Here is an 18655-nt window from a genome sequence, read left to right on the forward strand (position 1 = left end):
TCACTTGATTTGCGTCCGTTCTGTAATTTACCTCTTCAAATGTAATGGGGGGAGGGTTCCCAAAGTATGCTAAGAAATTCGCTTTTCGCGAGTGCTTCGCTCGCCGCTCTTGCTTGCGCTTCACCGGCTCATGCACAATCGAGCACTGAAGATTATACTTATGATGTTCTTGGACGTATCGTGAAGGTTGTAACTTCGGGAGGTCAAAGCGACAGTGAGACCCAGTCCATCTGCTACGATGAGGCGGATAACCGAACTCAATATGTGGCCAACGAAAGCGCTGGAGCGACTGAGTGCACTAGTGGCACGTCTCCTCCTCCGCCGCCTCCACCTCCACCACCGCCTCCACCACCTCCACCTCCGCCGCCTTCCAACAATCCGCCAAATACGAATCCGGACAGTGCTTCTGGCTCGTGCTCTTCCTTTGCGACCGTCAATCTGACCGCAAATGATAGTGATCCGGAAGGTGACTATCCGCTCACGCTGACCGACGTAACGCGCAACAGCGGGGCTTCGAATGCGAACATTACCTCCGGTTCATCTGTACAGGTGGCTTTTGCATCGGTGACCGGCACGAGCTCTTTCACTTACACCGTGCAGGATTCACAAGGCGCTGCTTCGACCGGGTCACTTGTAGTCGATGTCACGAATTGCGGTGGTGGCGGCGGTCCGCTGCAATGATGTTTCACGATCGGAGAAAAAACTTGGTCAATTCGGACGTAAAATGGCCGGTCGGACTGGCCGGGATGGCACTGATTGGCGTTGCTTTTGCCAGCTCAGGCTTCGATCCCGCTATGGCGCAAACTGCGCCGGGACAATCTGGCAGTGCGCCCATCTGCATGAAGCGTACTATTGAAAGTGGCGCGACCCTTTATGTTCTTTTGCCAGGGTCAGATCGCAAGGCAATGCGGGATAAAGGCTTTAGATTAACGCGGTGCAGAGAAGCCTTTGGCTCTCGTGCAGCTCGCCATGCTTGGCGCGATGAGATTTGTGAACTTGCTTCGCTGCCGCTTGATGGCGTCCAACAAGCGTATTCTGATCGTTGGGGTGTGCGTCCGCAGACATTGTGCGGGATGGCTGAGGCAGCCACCGAGCGCTGGCAAAGGAAGCGCGGGTGAGCGCGCTTAAGCACTATTGAGGTGCCTAAAAACTGGCACAGGCGATCGCGAGCGATATGCGATCAGCAGAACTTACGCATCGGGGGAGTAAAGTTGATGCGATGGAATTTAAGCCGTTTGGTCACCGCAGTCTTCATGATGATCGCAGCTATTGGCACGACTGCTTGGGTAACGCCCGTCGCCGCTCAGCAAATCAATCCCCTCGAAATTGAACCAGACCCCAATGGTGTTGACCTTCTTACCGGTCAGACGCGGAGCAGGCTCCCTGCGCTCACCGTGCCAGGTGCAGGGCGACTTCAATTCAATCGAATGAATGACTTGCTGCCGTTTCTGGATGGGACGTTCTCTCAGGGCGCAATGACTGTTGAGGGCAACGTCAGTGTCAACGGTGGCGGGGTGACATCCTCCTCAATGAGATGCCTCGACGGAGAATGCACATCGCAGCAACCAAAAGGGCTTGATGGATCGCTGCTCTTTGTTGGGCTCGGGTCGCGCACGTTCGATTTCTGGCATGGAGGTTCAGCTACGCGGGTTGCCTTCGATCAAGAAATGGCATGGATCGACAATCCCAGTGAATTGAAGGTTTTGTACTATGCGTCATCGGTCAGCTATGCCGATGGCGAAGTTCACACCTTCACTTATGAAACCTACAATGTGAATTATGGTTCGTTTGTGCTGCGATACCATCGGCCAACCAAGGTATCGAGCAACAACGGTTATGAGCTGCGCTTCACTTACCAATCGAACACCGGAAACACGAGCACGTGGCGTCAGCTTGCAAGCGCAGGAATCTACAAGGGCACAGCATCATCAACGCCGCTTGCTCAGTACACATACAGTGGAACCACTGTCACCGATATTGATGGCCGCGAATGGGATTGTGGAAGCTGCAGTTTCTCACTTGATGCGCCAGCGCTGGTCAATGCCACATCTCTCACACTCCCCGGCGAGAGCACCGCTCACTACACAGCGACGGCAGCGTCCGGCGGTTCCGCATACCAACAACCTGTGGGCCAAGTCACGAATGACGGTGTGACGTGGGATTATAGCTATCAGAACCTCTCATATTCGCACTATTCCATGTCGCCACGGTTCGACAGTGTGACTATCACCGCACCTGATGGGAGCACTAGGACAGCTTACAACAGTAATCCTCCGGCTAATTCGGATGAATCGCCGCAAATCACGAGGGTCACGAACTCACAAGGGCAGCACACGGATTACAACCATGACACCGCCGGTCGCCTGCGCTCAATCACTTATCCTGAGGGCAATAAGGTCAGGGTGACCTATGACGGGCTTGGTAACATCACAGAGCGCCGAATGGTCGCTAAGCCGGGTTCAGGTGAGGCAGACATCGTTGAGACCGCCTATTATGCGAGCAGTACTGGTTTCTGGCCCTGCATTGGCGTTCTCTGTTTCCGCCCTGATTACACCATCGACGCCAAGGGCAACCAGACCGATTACACTTGGGAACTGCATGGCGGGTTGGCCACCCAGCTTGAGCCAGCCGACGAAAACGGCATTCGCCGCAAAACGATCAATTCCTATACGCAAAGCGCGAGTGGGATTTGGAGGCTCACCAAAACCGAAGTCTGCGAAGCCGATGCGGCAGGCAATGAGCTCACTTGCGGCACCGCCGATTCCTTCGTCCAAGAGTTCACCTATTGGGAAGACACATCGCTTCACGCGACTGTCAGCGTTACCGACGGCCTTGGGCAAGGACCACTAACGACGGTCTACGACTACGATGATGCAGGTCGCCAAACTGTCGTCGATGGTCCTCTCCCCGGCAGCGATGATGCCACCTATGCACGCTATGACGATGTGGGACGCAAAGAGTGGGAGATCGGTCCGAAAGGCGAAGATGGCTTCCGTCCTGCGACTTACACCGAGTATCGTACAGCCGATGATCAGGTTGAGCGAGTTAAGACCGGCTATGTCGCAGGCTCCACCACCGAGGACCCAAATCAAACGATCAGCTTTATCGGCGTCATCACCGACACTCTCACCGACTACAACGCGCGGCGTCTGGTGACCCAAACCACCGTGTCAGATGCAAGCGGTACGCCCTATTCGATCACGCAGGTAAGCTATGATGGCCTGAACCGTCAGGAATGCTCAGCGGTGCGCATGAACTTGGCGAGCACGCCTGCCGATGCTTGTACGCTTGGGACACCAGGTGCGAGCGGTGAGCAAGACCGCATCACCCGCCAGCATTACGACACCGAAGGCCGCGTTGAGCGTATCGAGCAAGCGCTCGGCACCAATCTAGTGCGCGACTACGCGACCTTCACCTTCACCCCCAACGGCCAGATGGCCAGCATGACCGACGCGCGCGGGTACAAGGCGAGCATGATGTATGACGGCTTTGATCGTCAGACCCATTGGTACTTCCCCGATCCCGTCACCACCGGCGCAATCAACCCCAATGATTATGAGCTCTATGGCTACGATGCCAACGGCAACCGCACGAGCTTGCGCAAGCGCGATGGTTCTGTGCTCACATACGAGTACGACAATCTGAACCGGATGACGCGCAAGACCGTGCCCATGCGCGCAGGTCTCGACCCCATCCACACCCGCGATGTCTTCTACGAATACGACCTGCGGGATCTCCAGCTTCACGCTCGATTTGACAGCGACACAGGCGTTGGCACCACTTCCGTCTATGACCGCTATGGCCGCATGACCTCGGTCACCGACAACACTTCGGGCACCAGCCGAGCGATCCAGTCGCAGTATCTGGTCGATGGGCAGCGTTGGGAGATCAAGCACCCCGACAATCAGGCCTTCCGCTCGTACTACCACCCCGGCGGTCAGTTCAATCATATGACCGCGCCACAAGGCGAGCTCTTCGTTGACTACCAATACACCCATCGCGGCGAGCTGGAGGAGATTTGGCGCGGCGGAGGCAATACGCCTTATCAGAAATGGAGCTTCGATCCCATCGGCCGGATGAGCTCGACGAGCATTTACGCTCAAACGCCAGCCCATAATGTCACCTGGAGCTACACCCGCAATCCGGCCTCGCAAATCCGTACCAAGACGCAGAGCAATGACAGCTACACCTGGGGCGACTTTGTTCCGCTCGATCGCTCTTATGTGACCAACGGCCTCAACCAATACACCAGCGTTTCGGGCGAAACCTATTGCTATGACAAGAACGGCAATCTCACAGCCGATGGTCAGTTTGTCTATCTCTATGACGTAGAGAACCGCTTGGTCGAGATGCGCGCTGCGCCCGGGACCATCAACTGCACCAACCTTTCCTATGCAGGAGAGCTCAAGGCGCAGCTCAGATACGACCCGCTGGGACGCTTGTACAGCATCGAGAACTTCATCAATGGCGTGGCCCAAGGGCCGATCACCATGCTCTATGACGGCGATGCTCTGATCGCGGAGTACAATGCGAGCGGCGCGATGCTAAAGCGTTATGTCCATGGCCCGCTGCAAGGCGTGGACGATCCGATTGCGGAATACACAGGCGCAGGCGTAGCGCCCGCTGACCGCACCAATCTCTACACCGACGCGCGTGGCAGCATTGTGCTGAGAGCTGGCGCGACAGGCGCGACGCCTGAGATCAACAGCTATGACGAGTATGGACAGCCTGCGACCACCAATGAAGGGCGGTTCCAATATACTGGGCAAGCGTGGCTGCCAGAGCTGGGAATGTACTACTACAAAGCCCGCATCTACTCGCCAAGGCTCGGGCGGTTTATGCAGACCGATCCGATTGGCTATGAGGACCAGTATAACCTCTACGCTTATGTCGGGAATGATCCGATTAATGCGACCGATCCGACTGGGATGTCGTCGTGCCACAGTGTGCAAGCATGTGACGGGTTTGAGACCGTTGAGGGCTACACAGCGGACGCCGCCCAATCATATTATTCACCAGATGCTGCAGCAGCGCTGGGTATGGGAAGTGGTGGAGCGAGTGCTGACTCAGATGCGAGCGGCATCGGATCGACGGCTAGTCAATCGCGTGCACCAGCTGCTAGCGGTTCTACAAGAGGTCAAGCCGGCCAACGTGGTGGAGTCGCAGAAGCCTGGGCAAGCATAAACCCCACAGTAAGATCAGCTCTTACAATTGAGCAAATCCTGGAAGCCATGCTGCCAAAGGAAAGAGTAAAACTGTATAGGGTTTGGGGTGGGCCGGCCAAGATGAAGGGCTACTTCTGGACCTCGGCTCCCCCGCAAACCTATCCGAATGAGAGAGAAATGCGTCAAGCACTTGCGCTTCCCCGAAGATGGAACTCAGCGACATTTGTCACATCAGCGTGGGTCGCAAAAAGCAATATTGCCGTGCAGCGGATCGCAGCGCCGCAGGAGGTCGATGGAAGGACCTATTCTGGAGGTGCCTTTGAATTTATTCTCGCAAACCCAGCAAGAGTTCAAATTATCTCAACACAGCGATTGCGATTTGGAAGGTAAGAGCGAAGCATATGCAGTTCGAAATAAAATTATGCAATTTTTACAATAGGGCCAAGCACCGTCAGACAATGCTGTCCACAAAAGCCAAGCTTTTTCCGGTAGTCACTGGCACCGATAGGCTTTTATACACTATTGGCTTCTTGGATGTGTTGCTCATGTCGAAAAGTGGTGATCGACAGACACTATTCCTATATCCTGCAGGTGAAGGTGAACCGCCTCGTTTCTCGGTAGGTTCGGAATTTTTTGGTCGCGCTTATTTGTATAAGGGGCCTCAATCCCAGCTAGCGTTGCATATGGAATCGGATGGAAAAGTAATGCTCAAAGATCTAGAGGCTGTTTCTGAATGCTATGCGAGAATTCGAACTTTGTCTCCGAGCCTATAACTTGGGATGCTCCGATTTACTCCGACAGCCAATATTGAACGAAGTCAGCACTATCATTCCCGCCTCAACGAGGCTCCTGAATAGGGATCATTGTCCGCAGGAGGCAGCTCGGGCCTTGGGGGCTCGCTCGCCACACTCTCGGCTTGGTAGATCACTTGGGGCGAAGGCTCCTCCCCCTGCCACATCAGCGCAGACGCAATCACCGGCGCGCCCAGCACAACAAAGCACCCCAAGACCGCTCTTGCGCCCATGCGCACCGGCAGACGTCCACCCAGCGCCGCAAACCCCACCAGCGCCACTGCAATCACACACAGCGTCACCACCAGCGGCCCTTGCATAAGCTCGGCGATCCACCCCATTGCGTCTTGCAAAGGTGAGGAACCGCTAGGCTCAAACAGGCTTGGCTGCACAGCCAGCAGCTTCAACACCGCGCTCTCCATCATGCGGCCGCCAACACTTGAGACACCCGCCGCTTTCCGCCGCGCCTCTCCAATTGGACAAACACATCAACGCTCTGGCGCACATAGTGCCGCACTTCTTCGCGGCTGAGCTTGGAGCCCGCTTGCAGCACCAACAAAGCAAGCTGCTCGATGGCTCTTGCAGGCGTGTCAGCATGGATAGTGGTCATGGAGCCGGGATGCCCGGTGTTGACCGCGCGAAGGAAGGTGAAGGCCTCCACCCCGCGCAGCTCTCCCAGGATGATCCGGTCAGGCCGCATACGAAGCGCCGCGATCAGCAGGTCCTCCGCCGTAATCTGGGCTTCGCTGAGTTCCCCGCGCGCAGCGATGAGGCCCACAGCGTTTTCATGCGCCAGATGCAGTTCAGCCGTGTCCTCGATCAGCACCAGCCGCTCCTCAAGCGGTATCTCTGCAAGGAGCGAATTGAGGAAGGTGGTCTTACCCGTAGACGTTCCCCCTGCGACAAGCACATTGCGCCGCGCACGCACCGCCTCTCGCAAGGCAACGGCTGCCTCTGGGCCGACGAGGGAGTGGAAGGAGCGCTCTGCCTCGAGCTCACCATCATTCTTTGCTGCCTCGTCAAACGCACCCGCCTCCTCCCAATCGGCCAGCGCGAGATTGGCAGAGACATGCTTGCGGATAGCAAAGGCATACCCTTCGCGCGTGGCGGGCGGGGAGGCGATCTGGACACGCGATCCATCGGGCAAGGTCGCGGCAAGCAATGGCTGTGCGCGGCTTATCCCTTGCGAGGAATGGGCGGCAATCTGGCGCGCTAGGCGTTCGAGGAGCTTCAGATCGAGCGCGTCATTGCCAAGACGCTCAATACCGCCGCCAAGGCTCTCTACCCAAACTTCGCCCGGACGGTTGATCCAGATGTCAGTGACATCGCTACGGTCCAGCACCGGGGCAAGCGGCGCAAGAAAGCTATCAAGATAGTAACCCGCCTCCGCCGTGGTCATCGGTCCACACTCGAGAAGTCGAGATCGCGCGCGACAAAGACAGAGACGCTGGTCCCGTGCCGCACTTTAAGCGTGGGCCGAATGGATTCCGGCTGTGCGATCTGCACGTTCTGTGTGCTGCCCGGAAGCGCGACCAACACTCCATCGCTCGCCTCATTAACGGCAAGCCCCACGCCAATATCGAGGACCGATTGCAAGATGGCTCCGCCAAAACGCTGGAGGAACTTGCTATCGACCTTACCACGAATACCAGCGCGCCCAAGCGGGTCGGAGGATGGCGAGTTGAGGGCAATGGTCACACCATCCGGGCGGATAAGCCGCGTCCACTGGACAAGCGCGCGGTTCTGTCCCGATTGAAGGTTGGCTTCGTACTCACCGTAAAGCCGGCTGCCGCGCTGGATCAGCACGCGGGTTCCGTCAAAGCTCATCACATCGCGCTGGACCAATGCCCGGACCCCGCCAGCCCGCGTCGAATCCAAGGCTGTCTCAAGAACGGCTGGGATGACGGTGCCTTGGGGAATTGTGAAAGAAGGGTTGCGCAGTCGGTCTGCCGAAACACGCTCAACGCCTTCTGCCTCTGCGCCCCGAGCGCTTGGCGAAATCGGCGCTTGAGCTTGAGCCTGAAACACCACTTGTGGGCCAGGATCGGCTCGTGGCGGCTGCGGCGCAGGCTCAAAAACAGGGAGTGGCGGGGGAAGTTGTCGAGAAGGGGCTGGCGATCGAATGATTGGCGGCGCAGCAGTTCGTATAAGGACCGGTGCTCGTTCAGCTGGTGGTGGAAGCGGTTCTCGGAACCGCTCCGGCAGGGACAATGGCGGCGGGGACTGGATCCTCGTTGTTGGCGGGCTCTCGTTGGTAGCCAGAACGCTTGGCACCTGAGCTTCATCTTCGCTCGCACCGAGCGCATTGTAGAGAACTATCCCGCCAATGATGAGGACAGCGCCAAACGCCCACATTCCCCAGTCATTGCTCGACCCGGTGGGAACGATAGGCCGGATGTCCTTGGGTTCTGCGGTGCTCATGATGCGCCATCCTCGCGTTTGTTGCGCCGCGCGGTCGCTTTGTCGCGGTTGATGCGGAAGACGAGCTCTTCGTGCACCCGGTCGATCACAAAGACATCGCCGCGCATATGGCCATTGACCACCTCTTCATCGCCCGTCGGCCCGATGGCAAAGACGGCTGGCAGAGCTTGGTCTGGTCCGTAGGTGATGACCGTCTTTTCGCCATTGTCGCGTACCGATTGGGGGCGAACTTCGCGGTCCCCCCGCAAACGATAACCCCAGGTGAGACCTTCTGGTGCCAAGGCCTCTGTTGTGGCCCGCGCTTCGATCGTGGGGCCATATTCCAAACGGACAAGGTAGGCGGCCATTAAGCCTTCGCCGGTCTCAAGCACAAACTCATAGCTGCGCTGGTCGGTATCGACCGAGAGGGTCGCTGGGCCTGCATCAGCTTGAGGAGTGATCTGCAATGTGTTTCTCTCGGTTGGAACGGACACATCCCAGCCTCTGCTTGTGCTCAGCATTGCGCGATTGATTGCCTCGCCCGGCTCGAGCATGACCGTAAGCGTGCTTGCAGGAAGTGCAGTGAGCACAATCGGCTGACCTTGCGACCAATGGACCGATTGAATGCGCGGATTGCTCGCGTCGGGAGCAGGGAACGTCTGCGCTACAGACGCGGCTGCGGGCAGCATTAAGAGAGCCAATGACGCAAGCACCCTCATTGCACAGCTCCCTCGACCTCAGCAGGAATCTGCACTCCATTCACGATACCATCTTCCGGCAATGTCTCGGCGTCCCGGCGATAGCTCGTCACGCGGAAGCCCAGCGGATTTATGTAACGATCGGCTTCGCTCATTTGCGCCGAAACAAAATCGTATGAAATGATAGCCACCCAATATTGCGGCTGCTGAGCATTGCCGCGCGCATCGGACTGCGTCGTTGTAAATCGCACCATCGCTTGGTTATCGCGAAGGCCTGAGACGCTGCGCACTTCAGTCTGCAAAATTGCCCCTCGAGGCAGAAAGCTGAGCGGAGATGAAGGGTTTCCTGCAGCCATCAAACGCTGGTATCTAGCGGCCTCATTGCTGTCTGACCAAAGGGAAACCTTGCGATAGTCGTTTTGCAAATTGGCTTGCGTAAAACTCTCGCGGGCTATGACGTATTGCACCAGAAATGACCGTGTCAAGGCGGTGTCTGGAGCCACCACTTGGGCGCTCATTGGGGCAAGGGCTTCCACATTTCCGGTCTGGCGATCGACTAGAAGCGTGTAGGGCTCCACAGTCTTGAGCGGGATCAGAAACACCAGCGCAACGGCCTCTAAAAGTGCGACAACAGCCGCGATGATCGCAACGACCCAAGCTCGCCTGCTAGAGCGTTCCAGGTCATCAGTGACGCTTTTCGCCCAGTCTTCAGAGACCGGAAGATCGGTCACGTCAATGTCAGTGTTCGCGTTCATGACTGCTGGTCTCTTAAGCGCGCTGCACGCGATGTGCGCTGGTTAGTTCTTCGAAACGAACTGCCAAGACGCGGTGGGTTGGTTGAAATTGGCTGAGCTGCGCCTTGTGACGCGGATCTATCATCAGATGCCCGCGTCAGCCTTTCGTTTGAGATCAATTGTTCGCGCCGAACCGAGTTTTCGATGAAAGTGCTGATGCGTTCCGCCCGGATCATCCCGGTATCGCGCGGCGATTGCTGCGAGCCTGCCGCTGGCGCTGCGTTGTTCCAACCACCGCGCAATGCTGGTGCATCGGGCAAAGTGAGCCAGCCCCTGTAAAAGGTGACCTTTGCAAGGAGCCAGATCACACCGATCTTGACCAGAAGGAACGCAAGCATGATCGCCAGAATCTCGGTCGGGGCCGCCGGCGTTGCGTATCCGAGGTCCCTCACTTCCAAGGCGTCCGCAAGCCACGGCTCCAGAATTGCAAGCTGGACCGTCAAGACGATGGTCACACCGACCGATCCGGCAATGGTGAAGACCAGCCCCTTGATCCACCCGGCGAAAATGCCGCGCGTTTGTGAGAAAAAGAACAGCCCTGCAACGAGCGGCGCGACCGCCAGCAACAGCCCTGCCCCTATCCGCAAGATCCCGAGCGTTCCGATCACGCTTGCAAGGTAAAGTACGCGCGCGCTGCCGAACCCTGTATCGTCTTCAATCGCCGCTGAACGAAAGGTGCTGCCAGCCTCGTCGCCGCCTACAAGTGCAGCTACATTTCGCCCGGTGCCGATGGTCGTGAGCGCAACAAGCGAGTTGTCTGCAGCTTCCAGCCGCTGGGTGAAGCCTTGAGGACCGCCATTGCCGCTCGAGGTCTGGATGACGCTCGCGACCTCAGCTGGTGCCTTTAGGGTAACATCGTAGACCACAGTTCTGAAGGCTGGCCAGGACAGGGCCAGAGTCAGTACGATGCCAATCTTGATCACATCAAAGACAACATCGCGCGCGGCTGGCTGAGGACCGAACAGGAGCCGAACGCCAAACAGCGCGATGAAAAGGGCAAGCATACCAGAAAGAACAAGCGAAGCTGTTGAGCCAGGCTGCCCCAAGGCCTGAAAGCCATAGGAACCAATCAGCTGCGCTTGGCAGTCGATATGCGTGAGCGTGCGTTCGAGAAACTCGTCGCCGGTGATGATTGGGGGGCAAGCCATTATGCGGCCCGCTCGATCAATCGGTGAAGCCAGTTTGCGGGGTCTGGCCCGGTTTGCTCAACCAACTCATCGAACAACCGCACTGTGCTTTCGCGGCCCGACAGGATTGTCAGAAGATCCGCCTCACCGGAAAGGTCAAGCCGCGCCACCACGCTCTCACGCCCATGCTTGATCAAGAAGCAGCGCGAGGTGTCTGGGAGCGTGCGCACAAGATCAAACTCATGGCGGCTAAGGCCAAAACCGTTGATGTAATCCTCCGCCCGCGCCTTGGGGTTGATCATGAAAATCTGGGTTGCGGCCTGTTCAACGATGGCGCTTGCAATCTGGCTTTCCAGCGCATCTGAAGCGCTTTGTGTGGCGAAACCGACGATACCATTGCGCTTACGGATGGTTTTCTCCCAATCCTTGATCCGTCGCACGAAGACTTCATCATCAAGCGCCTTCCAGCCTTCATCGATTACGATGACTGACGGTGTGCCATCCAACCGTTCCTCCACCCGGTGGAAGAAGTAGAACATCGCAGGAGTACGGCAGGCTGGGTCATCGAGGATGGCTGTCATATCAAAGCCAACCGTTTCTGCATTGAGGTCGGTGAGATCGCGCTCGTTGTCGAAGAGCCATGCGCGCTCGCCATCGCCCCACCATGGGCGAAGGCGCGAGTAAAGGTCATCAGCTTCAGGTCTTGCGTTTCCGCGGAAGAGCTCAACCAGATGCCTCAGACGGCGCTTTTCCGCAGGTTGCGCAAAGCTCGTGTCGAGCGCGTCACGGATGGCATCTAGCTCATTCGTGCTCGCGCCGCCTGCTAGCAGCCCGATCCAATCCAGAAGGAACTGTCGATTGGCTGGCGTGTCTTCCATTTGAAGCGGATTCACCCCCGCTTTGGTGCCTGGTCTCAGCCGGTCATACTGTCCACCAATCGCGCGGATGAATAGTTCTGCACCTCTGTCTTTATCAAAGAAAATGATGCGAGGGCTGAAACGACGAGCCTGTGCCAGCAGAAAGTTGAGCACCACTGTCTTGCCCGAGCCAGATGGGCCAATGACGGTAAAGTTACCAAGATCTGCCTGATGGAAGTTGAAGAAGTAGGGCCCGGCAGCCGTTGTCTCAAACAAGGTGACTGCGTCGCCCCAGTGATTACCCCTTGCCCTTCCGACGGGGAAGTTATGTAGACTCGCAAGCCCAGCAAAATTTGAGGTTGAGACAAGCCCGCGCCTGCCAATGTAGCGAAAGTTAGCGGGAAATTGTGCCCAGAAAGTTGGTTCTAATGCGATGTCTTCGCGCACTGCATTGACACCCAGATCAGCCAGAAGTGCAATGACTTCAGCGACATGAGCTTCGAGGTCCTCCAATGAGTCCGCATGAACCGCTATGCTTGTGTGATGCTCGCCAAATCCTGCGCGGCCTGCTGCAACCTCGTCCTTGGCATCGGTTAGCTCATCGCGCAGCGAGAGCGCTTCATCCTCGACCGACTTCATTCGGCGCAAGGACAAGTTCATCTGACTAAGCGCCTGTCCCCGCTCAACCATTGCAAAACTCTGCGAGACCTGAAGCTCGAACGGCAGCCGATAGAGCTCGTCAAACATGCCCGGGAAGGTCGAGCTCGGATAATCCTTGATCGAGACGAGCGCGACAAACCGGCGGGGCGCATCGCCGGCTGCTCCAAGTTCCACCGTATCCTGCCCAAAGCTCACCCTGCGCGATGGAATGAAGTGTCCCAGATCACCATGCGGCAAAGCAACAGGCTTCATTTCAGCGTTGAAGAGGCAGGACAAAAACTCCAGCGGCTCAGAGCGCTTGCCAAGGGGCGTATCATAGAGACTAAGCACATGGGGATCATATGCCCCAAGCGACGCCACTAAGGCCTCCCGCGCACGATCAAGCGCGTGCTTCTCTGAGGCGATGAGGTTTGAATTCCGGTCGGCGCTATTGGCAAACCAGCTGCGCAGACGGTCAGCGATACCGATTTTGCCTTGCAGTGGACGGCGAATAATCGTGACGAATAAATCGTTCACGAACAGTTGCTTGTCCTCAAGCTTGCTTTGCCATTGCTCATCAAGTCGAGCAGAGAAGTCGTCAGCCGCCACTGGGTCCAACTCGGCCTCAGCCCGGCGACGCACCACGTGATGATAAATCGCAAAGCGCGAACTACCCAAAGTGCGCAGCATCGCATCTCTCAAGCCTGCGCGGTAGTTCAGTTCGTCAGTATCGGCCGTCTCAAACAAGAGCCCACCAAGCCTTATGGTCTGCATAAGAAGGCCGTCACGGGTCTGGATTGTCACATCGTCGATATGGCGCGCGTAAGGCAAATGCGTGCCCGCTGGCGCCTCATTGGCAATGGTTTTTGGATCTCGCGTTAAGGCCGATAGGAATTGCATTTCCAAAGGCCATAATTCTTGACGCGAGGGCAGTTGCGCACCCGGGTTATCCAAAGGTCAAAGATGCGTGGTTCATGAAGGCAAGCAAGCATGCCAATGCCGTGGATTACGACTGCCACAAGTAGCACCCACCAAGCCTGAAAGATAAGGAAAAGTTCAACTGCAATAATGCCGTTGATGACAAAGAAGGTGTAGGTGACACCAGCAAACATCTGCGGACGCGTAAGCGCGACAAACAGCGTATTGCGCTGCAATTGATGGTCCATTGCTACCCTCAAAGATCACGATTCGAGAAACTCCAAGCCCGAAGAGCAATGCAGAGAATTTGTTGGCCCAATGCAATCATAGGACTATCTATTCACCAGACATTTGCACAGCATTTTTCTTTGTGGAGTGATTGACCGGAGTAGTGATCAGCTTTTGTCCGCTCCCAACCCCAATTTCAGACGCGAGGCTATGGCGTCATGTGGGCCGTTAGCGGACTGTCTGCTTTAGAAGGGTCAGTGAGAAAAATTACCGCCCCGTCGCATCCCGCACCGCTTCTTCGGCACCATAAATGTTCAAGTCCAAGAGAGCTTCATAAATATCCATGGCCCTTTTCCTGATTGCTGAATCATTCCGCATGAGAGATATGCAAACTTGAACCAGTTCTCGCCCCAACAACCTGTCTTGGCCATTCTTGTCGTTCGCGAGAACTTCCGTGGCTTTGCCACAAATATCCAGCAGTAACTCATCGAAGTCGGCATGTAGGAGAAGGGTCTGCAGTGCCTCCGCAAAATTGAATCCTAACGCTTCGTCGAAAGCTTCATCATTGCCCAACAACGCTTCAAGGAACTCCCGAGTGTGTTGGTCGGGCTGTAGCTTCCTGCGACGGTCTACCGCTCGCGAGATAGCTTTGGCATCATCGCCAGCAGCCTGCGGCAGGGCGTTGATAAGGATGTCGTGGGAACGACCGCGCAGCCCGTGGCTGTCTTCTTTCCAAGCGGCAGCTGTAGCGAGAAAATACCCTTGTTTCGCCCGTTCATCGCCATCTGGTAGCGTACGGGCCAGCGCTGCAAACTCTGAATTATCAGGATTCACGAGGCTTTCGGCCGTCACAAACTCGGCTGCGCATTGCACAATCTGCAGATTATCACTGCCAAGCCAATGGTTGAGCATTTCAAGAAGCAAATCTTCCGGCACCATGCCCCTGATTGGCCAGATCGCCACCACAACATCCAAACTCTCAAAGATTGAGGGGTCTTTCTCCCAGAGCTGTCGGACGAATTTTTGCGTCTCCCCGCGATCAGCCCAAAACAGAGCGCGCCCCAGGTAGCTCAATACAGCTTGCCAAATCGCTGGGTCTTCAAGGCGATCGACATGGCGTTGCAACACTTCAAGCCATCCGTCACAATCGGCTTCGTCCCGGTAAGTGAGCCCATGGTGTATGGCACTTAGTATTGTGTAATTGTGGTGCGGCAATATCCGCATTCCGCCAATGCCATGATCAAACATGATGCTTCGACACTCGTTCTCGTGTCTTGTATCGGTTTTCTCGTGGCGTTCCTCGAACTCCAACCGGTCTTGTATTTGTTTGGCTTCCGTGTCTGGATCGCATTCCAGCCAGCTTTCCAGCAATTCGAGCGTATCGTGAGGCAAGCCGTCTAATATACCGGCAACCTTGCCAAGCGCCGAAGCCGCACGTTGATACCATTTATCGGAATGGAAGCCTCGCTTCGTTAGCTCAAGAACGAGATCGTGTACTTTCTGGGCGAGCTTTTGATCCGGCTTGTCCCCTTGACCGTTGCCGCCACCTAGCTGATCGACCAACTCTCCGGCAGTATACTCATGTTTGCCTGGTTCCAGTCGGTCCAGTGCTATGGCAATTGCCCGATCTGGATGCTGTTTGCCAAAAGCGCCAAAAGCGCGAGAAACTTCTACCACTCCGCCTGAGCGCGATGTGGGATATTCCAATCGATCACCCTCTGGTGACACATCATTGATTTTTCCGAGCATCCCCATGATCGCGTCATCCGACGCTTTGCCCATCTGTTCGTGATCCATCGGGGAGCCGACAAACGAGGCCATATGATGACGGGATCGGCTTAGATGTCGGGGATTTTTCGCGCGCCACTCCAAGATTTGACGTCGCCTGCGAGCGGAAATTTTGTCTTGCGGAAATCTCTCCAGCATCGCCAAGCGGAATTGGTCGGTCCACCTTTGTCGATCTCTCCTCAGGGACGCTTCACCTTCTTGGAGTTCTTCGTCCTCATAACACTGCCATGCTTCGATCTTGTCGCGCAGCAATTCCAGTTTCTCTACAGGCAAATGGGGCGAAACAGCCTCGATTAATTCCTGCGATATGAGGCCTGGGACAGATCCAATGGCCCCATCTCGTAAAGCTACGGTCGGATTGCCAATAAACAAGCGCCGATCATCGGCCATCAAAAATTCAAATGACTCTTTAAGGAGGTTCTCGCCCGCAGCCACAAGAGTGCCCGCGATCAGCTCCTGGACTTGGTCGATCTCGATCTCGACAACCGGCTCCAGAACCGCCCATGCTTCTCCTGGATTTTCCTCAGCAAGTTTCTTTAGTGCGGCTTCGAGCACGGCAAAAGGATCATCCTTGTTAACGGGATCATCCCAATCCCAAGGGAGCACGTCCACACGGGCATATTGATTGCGATAGCCAAAGTCGGCGGATTCAGCAGATTGGGCTAGCCCGACGAACCAAGGTAGAAGCACTCTCACAAATTCTGCAGGTGCCTTTTCGGCAAATTTATGAAGGTCGTAGAGAGTCTTTGTGCGGTATCGATCAACCTCCAATTGCTCAATCCAAAGCGCCAGAACGTCGGCAGATTCAACGAAACGACCGTCTGAGTTAAGTGTTCTAATCAGATGAGATACCCCGTAATCATCGATCTGCGAACGCCCGAACATCTTTTGCAGATGTTCCTTGATCCTGTCGGTGAACAACTCAGCCTGTTCGAATGTGCGAAATGCGATGTAGTCAAATTCTGCATCGTCCCATTCTTGCTCGATCAATCCTGTCGCAAAATCGGAATCATGGTCCATTTCTGCCGCCAAAAGAGAAGCAGCAATCCACCGATATTCCTCGCTCCTCATGAGTGTTGGAAGCTGGTCACGAACATGATCTCGCCAACCGTCCCAAAATTTCACAACGTTGCTTAAGGAGCGACGAGCGAGAATAGAATCATCGCGGATGAAACGCTCAATCCATGCGATTTCGATGGTGTCGGGCAGCGCATTGATCGAAACGATGTCTGCCGCAAGATGACGAACATGACGGCGGGTTTTGTTGCTCGACAGAAGCGCGTCAATCGCCAGTCGGTATTTGTCTATATCGACCCATCGCAGCCTTTGAAGCGAACGAAGGACTGTCGCACGGACGAACAAGCTATCCTGCTTTTCCCAAACATACTCGGCAAGATCATGCCCGGAGGAGAAGGATCGCGCCTGGAAATCATCCAGCCATGACTGGTGGGAGAAGCCCAGATTCGGCTCCTGTCTTACTACTAGGCCTGCTGCTTCGCAGCGTAGGAGCGCCTCTCTCCATTTACTTTCATAGGTATCTATCGGTCGCCAGAGTGCCTCGCTGGCAATCATATCTTTCGCGAGCACCGTCATCAGCTCGATGCACTGATTTCTCTGCTCATCACTGCCAAGATCACAGCTAGCAAGCCAACGGCTTAACAACTGCGAGCCCAATAGATTTTCTACGCTTTCACCTCGCTTGATGATCTCAACATAGAGTTTCAAGGCAAACGGACGGCGTAACGTATCTTGAAGGCTTTCGGCGACCTGAGATGGGTCAATTCCCAGTTTGTCAAGGAACCCCGCGACAGTTTCCCAGCTAGGCAGTTCGAGTTGGAACTCATCGTCCGCCTCAAGTTGTTTAAATCTCGCATCGTGTGCCGCTTCGAACGGCCTTGAGCTTACGACAACATGCACTGGTGCTTGTTCAGCCCCAGACCGCAGGTTTCTGATTTTTCTCACTAAGCCAATGAGCAGCCGCATACGATTCGATGATTGATCCATGACTTCGCTGACCGCATCGAGCTGATCAATCAGTACAACTGTTGGAATTTCATCAGCGATCACTGAAATCTCTTCCAGCAAATTGCCTTCCAAACCTAGATCAATCTCCAGGTCCGACAGCGATACCGAGCTTTCGCGGAGTATGTCGGCCTTGATCGCAAATACCGGTGTTCCTTCTTGCTCAAGATGTTCGGTCAGCTCGGCCATCAGGGCGGATTTGCCAGAGCCTGCTTCTCCAATGATAAGCGATGTGCCCGACTTGTTTGAAGCGATGTGCTTGAGAATCCGATTGAAAGCGGGCCGGGCTATCCGCTCTCCAAGAATATCCTTAGGCCACGCTCGCAAATCGCTTGAACCCTCGAACGCATCCTCTTTCGCCTTCTCAATATCGATGGGCTTCTTGGTCGCCGCAAACCGCATCTCTTCGACGATTTCGAGGGTCTTGGCGGCAATCTTGTTCGTTGCTTCCAATGTTTGGAGAGAAGCCTCTGCACGCCAGTGTTTTGATTGATAGAGGCCGGATTTGAGGCTGGCAAAAAACTCGGTGAAGAAGTGTTCCAGCTCTTGCCGGCCTGAATGGAAAATCCGTGTTAGTGTTTCATCGACCGTATCATCATTGGTGAACCGTGTAACAAATCTATTAATGAACTCGGCGATCAGAGATTCTGTATCTGGAATTTGAGACGGGTCATCGACAGACGACGCGACGGTTGGAATCAGGACTTGAGCAACGAAAGTCTCGGACCGAAGGTCTTCCGCCAATGCAGGACTCTTCTCGACTGATGCTTCGATTGCAGCCGCACAAATTTCTGCCAGCTCCTGCTGTGCCGCACGGCTATCGCGTAACTTCTTTCCGGCGGACACACCCCAGCCAACAGATTCACCGGCAAGCGCACCCAAGATGATTTCTAGCAGCATAAGAAGAAGATAGTAGGCGGCACACCTGCTTTAAAGATAGTGGTCAGCTACCCTATTGAGCGTTGTCAACGAGTGTCAGCTTTCCGGGTATGATGGAGCAACACCAACGTCCGATATTGGGGCGCAAAGCAGACTTGGTTTAGGCGCGAGGCGCCCCACACAAGCCCCTTCATCGGCGCTATCGGCGGGCGGAACAAAGCCCCAGTAGATGCCGGGCAAGTGCTGTTTGATCGGCCATTCTCCCCCCGGATTGGACAGAAGGAAGCTTCATGTCGAGGGCAATTTGATCTCATCAAAAGTAGTCGCCTGACTTGATCGAGACATTACC

General features: G+C 55.6%; 12 protein-coding genes. 3 read left to right on the forward strand and 9 right to left on the reverse strand.

The window, feature by feature from the left end:
* The first annotated feature begins 264 nt into the window (after positions 1-264).
* From INR77_RS05920 to INR77_RS05930, 3 genes are all read left to right on the forward strand, one after another.
* Positions 265-681: an Ig-like domain-containing protein gene (locus tag INR77_RS05920; protein WP_223073008.1), complete on the forward strand. Its 417-nt coding sequence runs from the start codon at positions 265-267 to the stop codon at positions 679-681.
* 23 nt (positions 682-704) lie between these two features.
* A complete protein-coding gene (locus tag INR77_RS05925) occupies positions 705-1118 on the forward strand; it encodes a hypothetical protein (RefSeq protein WP_223073009.1) in 414 nt (137 codons plus the stop codon).
* Between the two features lie 96 nt (positions 1119-1214).
* A complete protein-coding gene (locus INR77_RS05930) occupies positions 1215-5555 on the forward strand; it encodes an RHS repeat domain-containing protein (RefSeq protein ID WP_223073010.1) in 4341 nt (1446 codons plus the stop codon).
* A gap of 436 nt (positions 5556-5991) precedes the next feature.
* On the opposite strand, the gene INR77_RS05935 is transcribed toward INR77_RS05930, so the two are convergent.
* The 9 genes from INR77_RS05935 to INR77_RS05975 all read right to left on the reverse strand — a co-directional run bounded on the left by INR77_RS05935 (position 5992) and on the right by INR77_RS05975 (position 18309).
* Positions 5992-6381, reverse strand: coding sequence for a TrbC/VirB2 family protein (locus INR77_RS05935; RefSeq protein WP_223073011.1), 390 nt, complete (start codon positions 6379-6381; stop codon positions 5992-5994).
* Positions 6378-7355 (reverse strand): P-type DNA transfer ATPase VirB11, encoded by a 978-nt coding sequence (gene virB11, locus INR77_RS05940; protein ID WP_223073012.1) that lies wholly within the window; start codon positions 7353-7355, stop codon positions 6378-6380. Before virB11 ends, INR77_RS05935 begins: the two co-directional genes overlap by 4 nt.
* Positions 7352-8377, reverse strand: a complete 1026-nt coding sequence (locus INR77_RS05945; protein WP_255573964.1) for a TrbI/VirB10 family protein — start codon at positions 8375-8377, stop codon at positions 7352-7354. The genes virB11 and INR77_RS05945 overlap by 4 nt, the downstream gene beginning before the upstream one ends.
* Positions 8374-9075 carry a TrbG/VirB9 family P-type conjugative transfer protein gene (locus tag INR77_RS05950; protein ID WP_223073013.1) on the reverse strand — a complete coding sequence of 234 codons (702 nt, stop codon included), beginning with the start codon at positions 9073-9075 and terminating at the stop codon, positions 8374-8376. The genes INR77_RS05945 and INR77_RS05950 overlap by 4 nt, the downstream gene beginning before the upstream one ends.
* Positions 9072-9809, reverse strand: a complete 738-nt coding sequence (locus tag INR77_RS05955) for a virB8 family protein (protein WP_223073014.1) — start codon at positions 9807-9809, stop codon at positions 9072-9074. Before INR77_RS05955 ends, INR77_RS05950 begins: the two co-directional genes overlap by 4 nt.
* Positions 9806-10996, reverse strand: coding sequence for a type IV secretion system protein (locus tag INR77_RS05960; protein WP_223073015.1), 1191 nt, complete (start codon positions 10994-10996; stop codon positions 9806-9808). Before INR77_RS05960 ends, INR77_RS05955 begins: the two co-directional genes overlap by 4 nt.
* Entirely contained in the window at positions 10996-13371 is a 2376-nt protein-coding gene (locus INR77_RS05965; protein WP_223073016.1) for a VirB4 family type IV secretion system protein, read from the reverse strand. The genes INR77_RS05960 and INR77_RS05965 overlap by 1 nt, the downstream gene beginning before the upstream one ends.
* Entirely contained in the window at positions 13350-13637 is a 288-nt protein-coding gene (locus tag INR77_RS05970) for a type IV secretion system protein VirB3 (RefSeq protein ID WP_223073017.1), read from the reverse strand. The genes INR77_RS05965 and INR77_RS05970 overlap by 22 nt, the downstream gene beginning before the upstream one ends.
* Before the next feature lie 247 nt (positions 13638-13884).
* Entirely contained in the window at positions 13885-18309 is a 4425-nt protein-coding gene (locus INR77_RS05975) for an NACHT domain-containing NTPase (protein WP_223073018.1), read from the reverse strand.
* Positions 18310-18655 lie beyond the last annotated feature (346 nt).

It is taken from the genome of Erythrobacter sp. SCSIO 43205, assembly GCF_019904235.1.
Taxonomy (GTDB): Bacteria; Pseudomonadota; Alphaproteobacteria; order Sphingomonadales; family Sphingomonadaceae; genus Erythrobacter.

What these genes read in the sequence shown, in the direction of transcription:
- INR77_RS05930 (WP_223073010.1), top strand. Translation starts at nt 1,215, where the DNA reads ATGCGATGGAATTTAAGCCGTTTGGTCACCGCAGTCTTCATGATGATC.
- INR77_RS05935 (WP_223073011.1), bottom strand. Translation starts at nt 6,381, where the DNA reads ATGATGGAGAGCGCGGTGTTGAAGCTGCTGGCTGTGCAGCCAAGCCTG.
- virB11 (WP_223073012.1), bottom strand. Translation starts at nt 7,355, where the DNA reads ATGACCACGGCGGAGGCGGGTTACTATCTTGATAGCTTTCTTGCGCCG.
- INR77_RS05945 (WP_255573964.1), bottom strand. Translation starts at nt 8,377, where the DNA reads ATGAGCACCGCAGAACCCAAGGACATCCGGCCTATCGTTCCCACCGGG.
- INR77_RS05950 (WP_223073013.1), bottom strand. Translation starts at nt 9,075, where the DNA reads ATGAGGGTGCTTGCGTCATTGGCTCTCTTAATGCTGCCCGCAGCCGCG.
- INR77_RS05955 (WP_223073014.1), bottom strand. Translation starts at nt 9,809, where the DNA reads ATGAACGCGAACACTGACATTGACGTGACCGATCTTCCGGTCTCTGAA.
- INR77_RS05960 (WP_223073015.1), bottom strand. Translation starts at nt 10,996, where the DNA reads ATGGCTTGCCCCCCAATCATCACCGGCGACGAGTTTCTCGAACGCACG.
- INR77_RS05965 (WP_223073016.1), bottom strand. Translation starts at nt 13,371, where the DNA reads ATGCAATTCCTATCGGCCTTAACGCGAGATCCAAAAACCATTGCCAAT.
- INR77_RS05970 (WP_223073017.1), bottom strand. Translation starts at nt 13,637, where the DNA reads ATGGACCATCAATTGCAGCGCAATACGCTGTTTGTCGCGCTTACGCGT.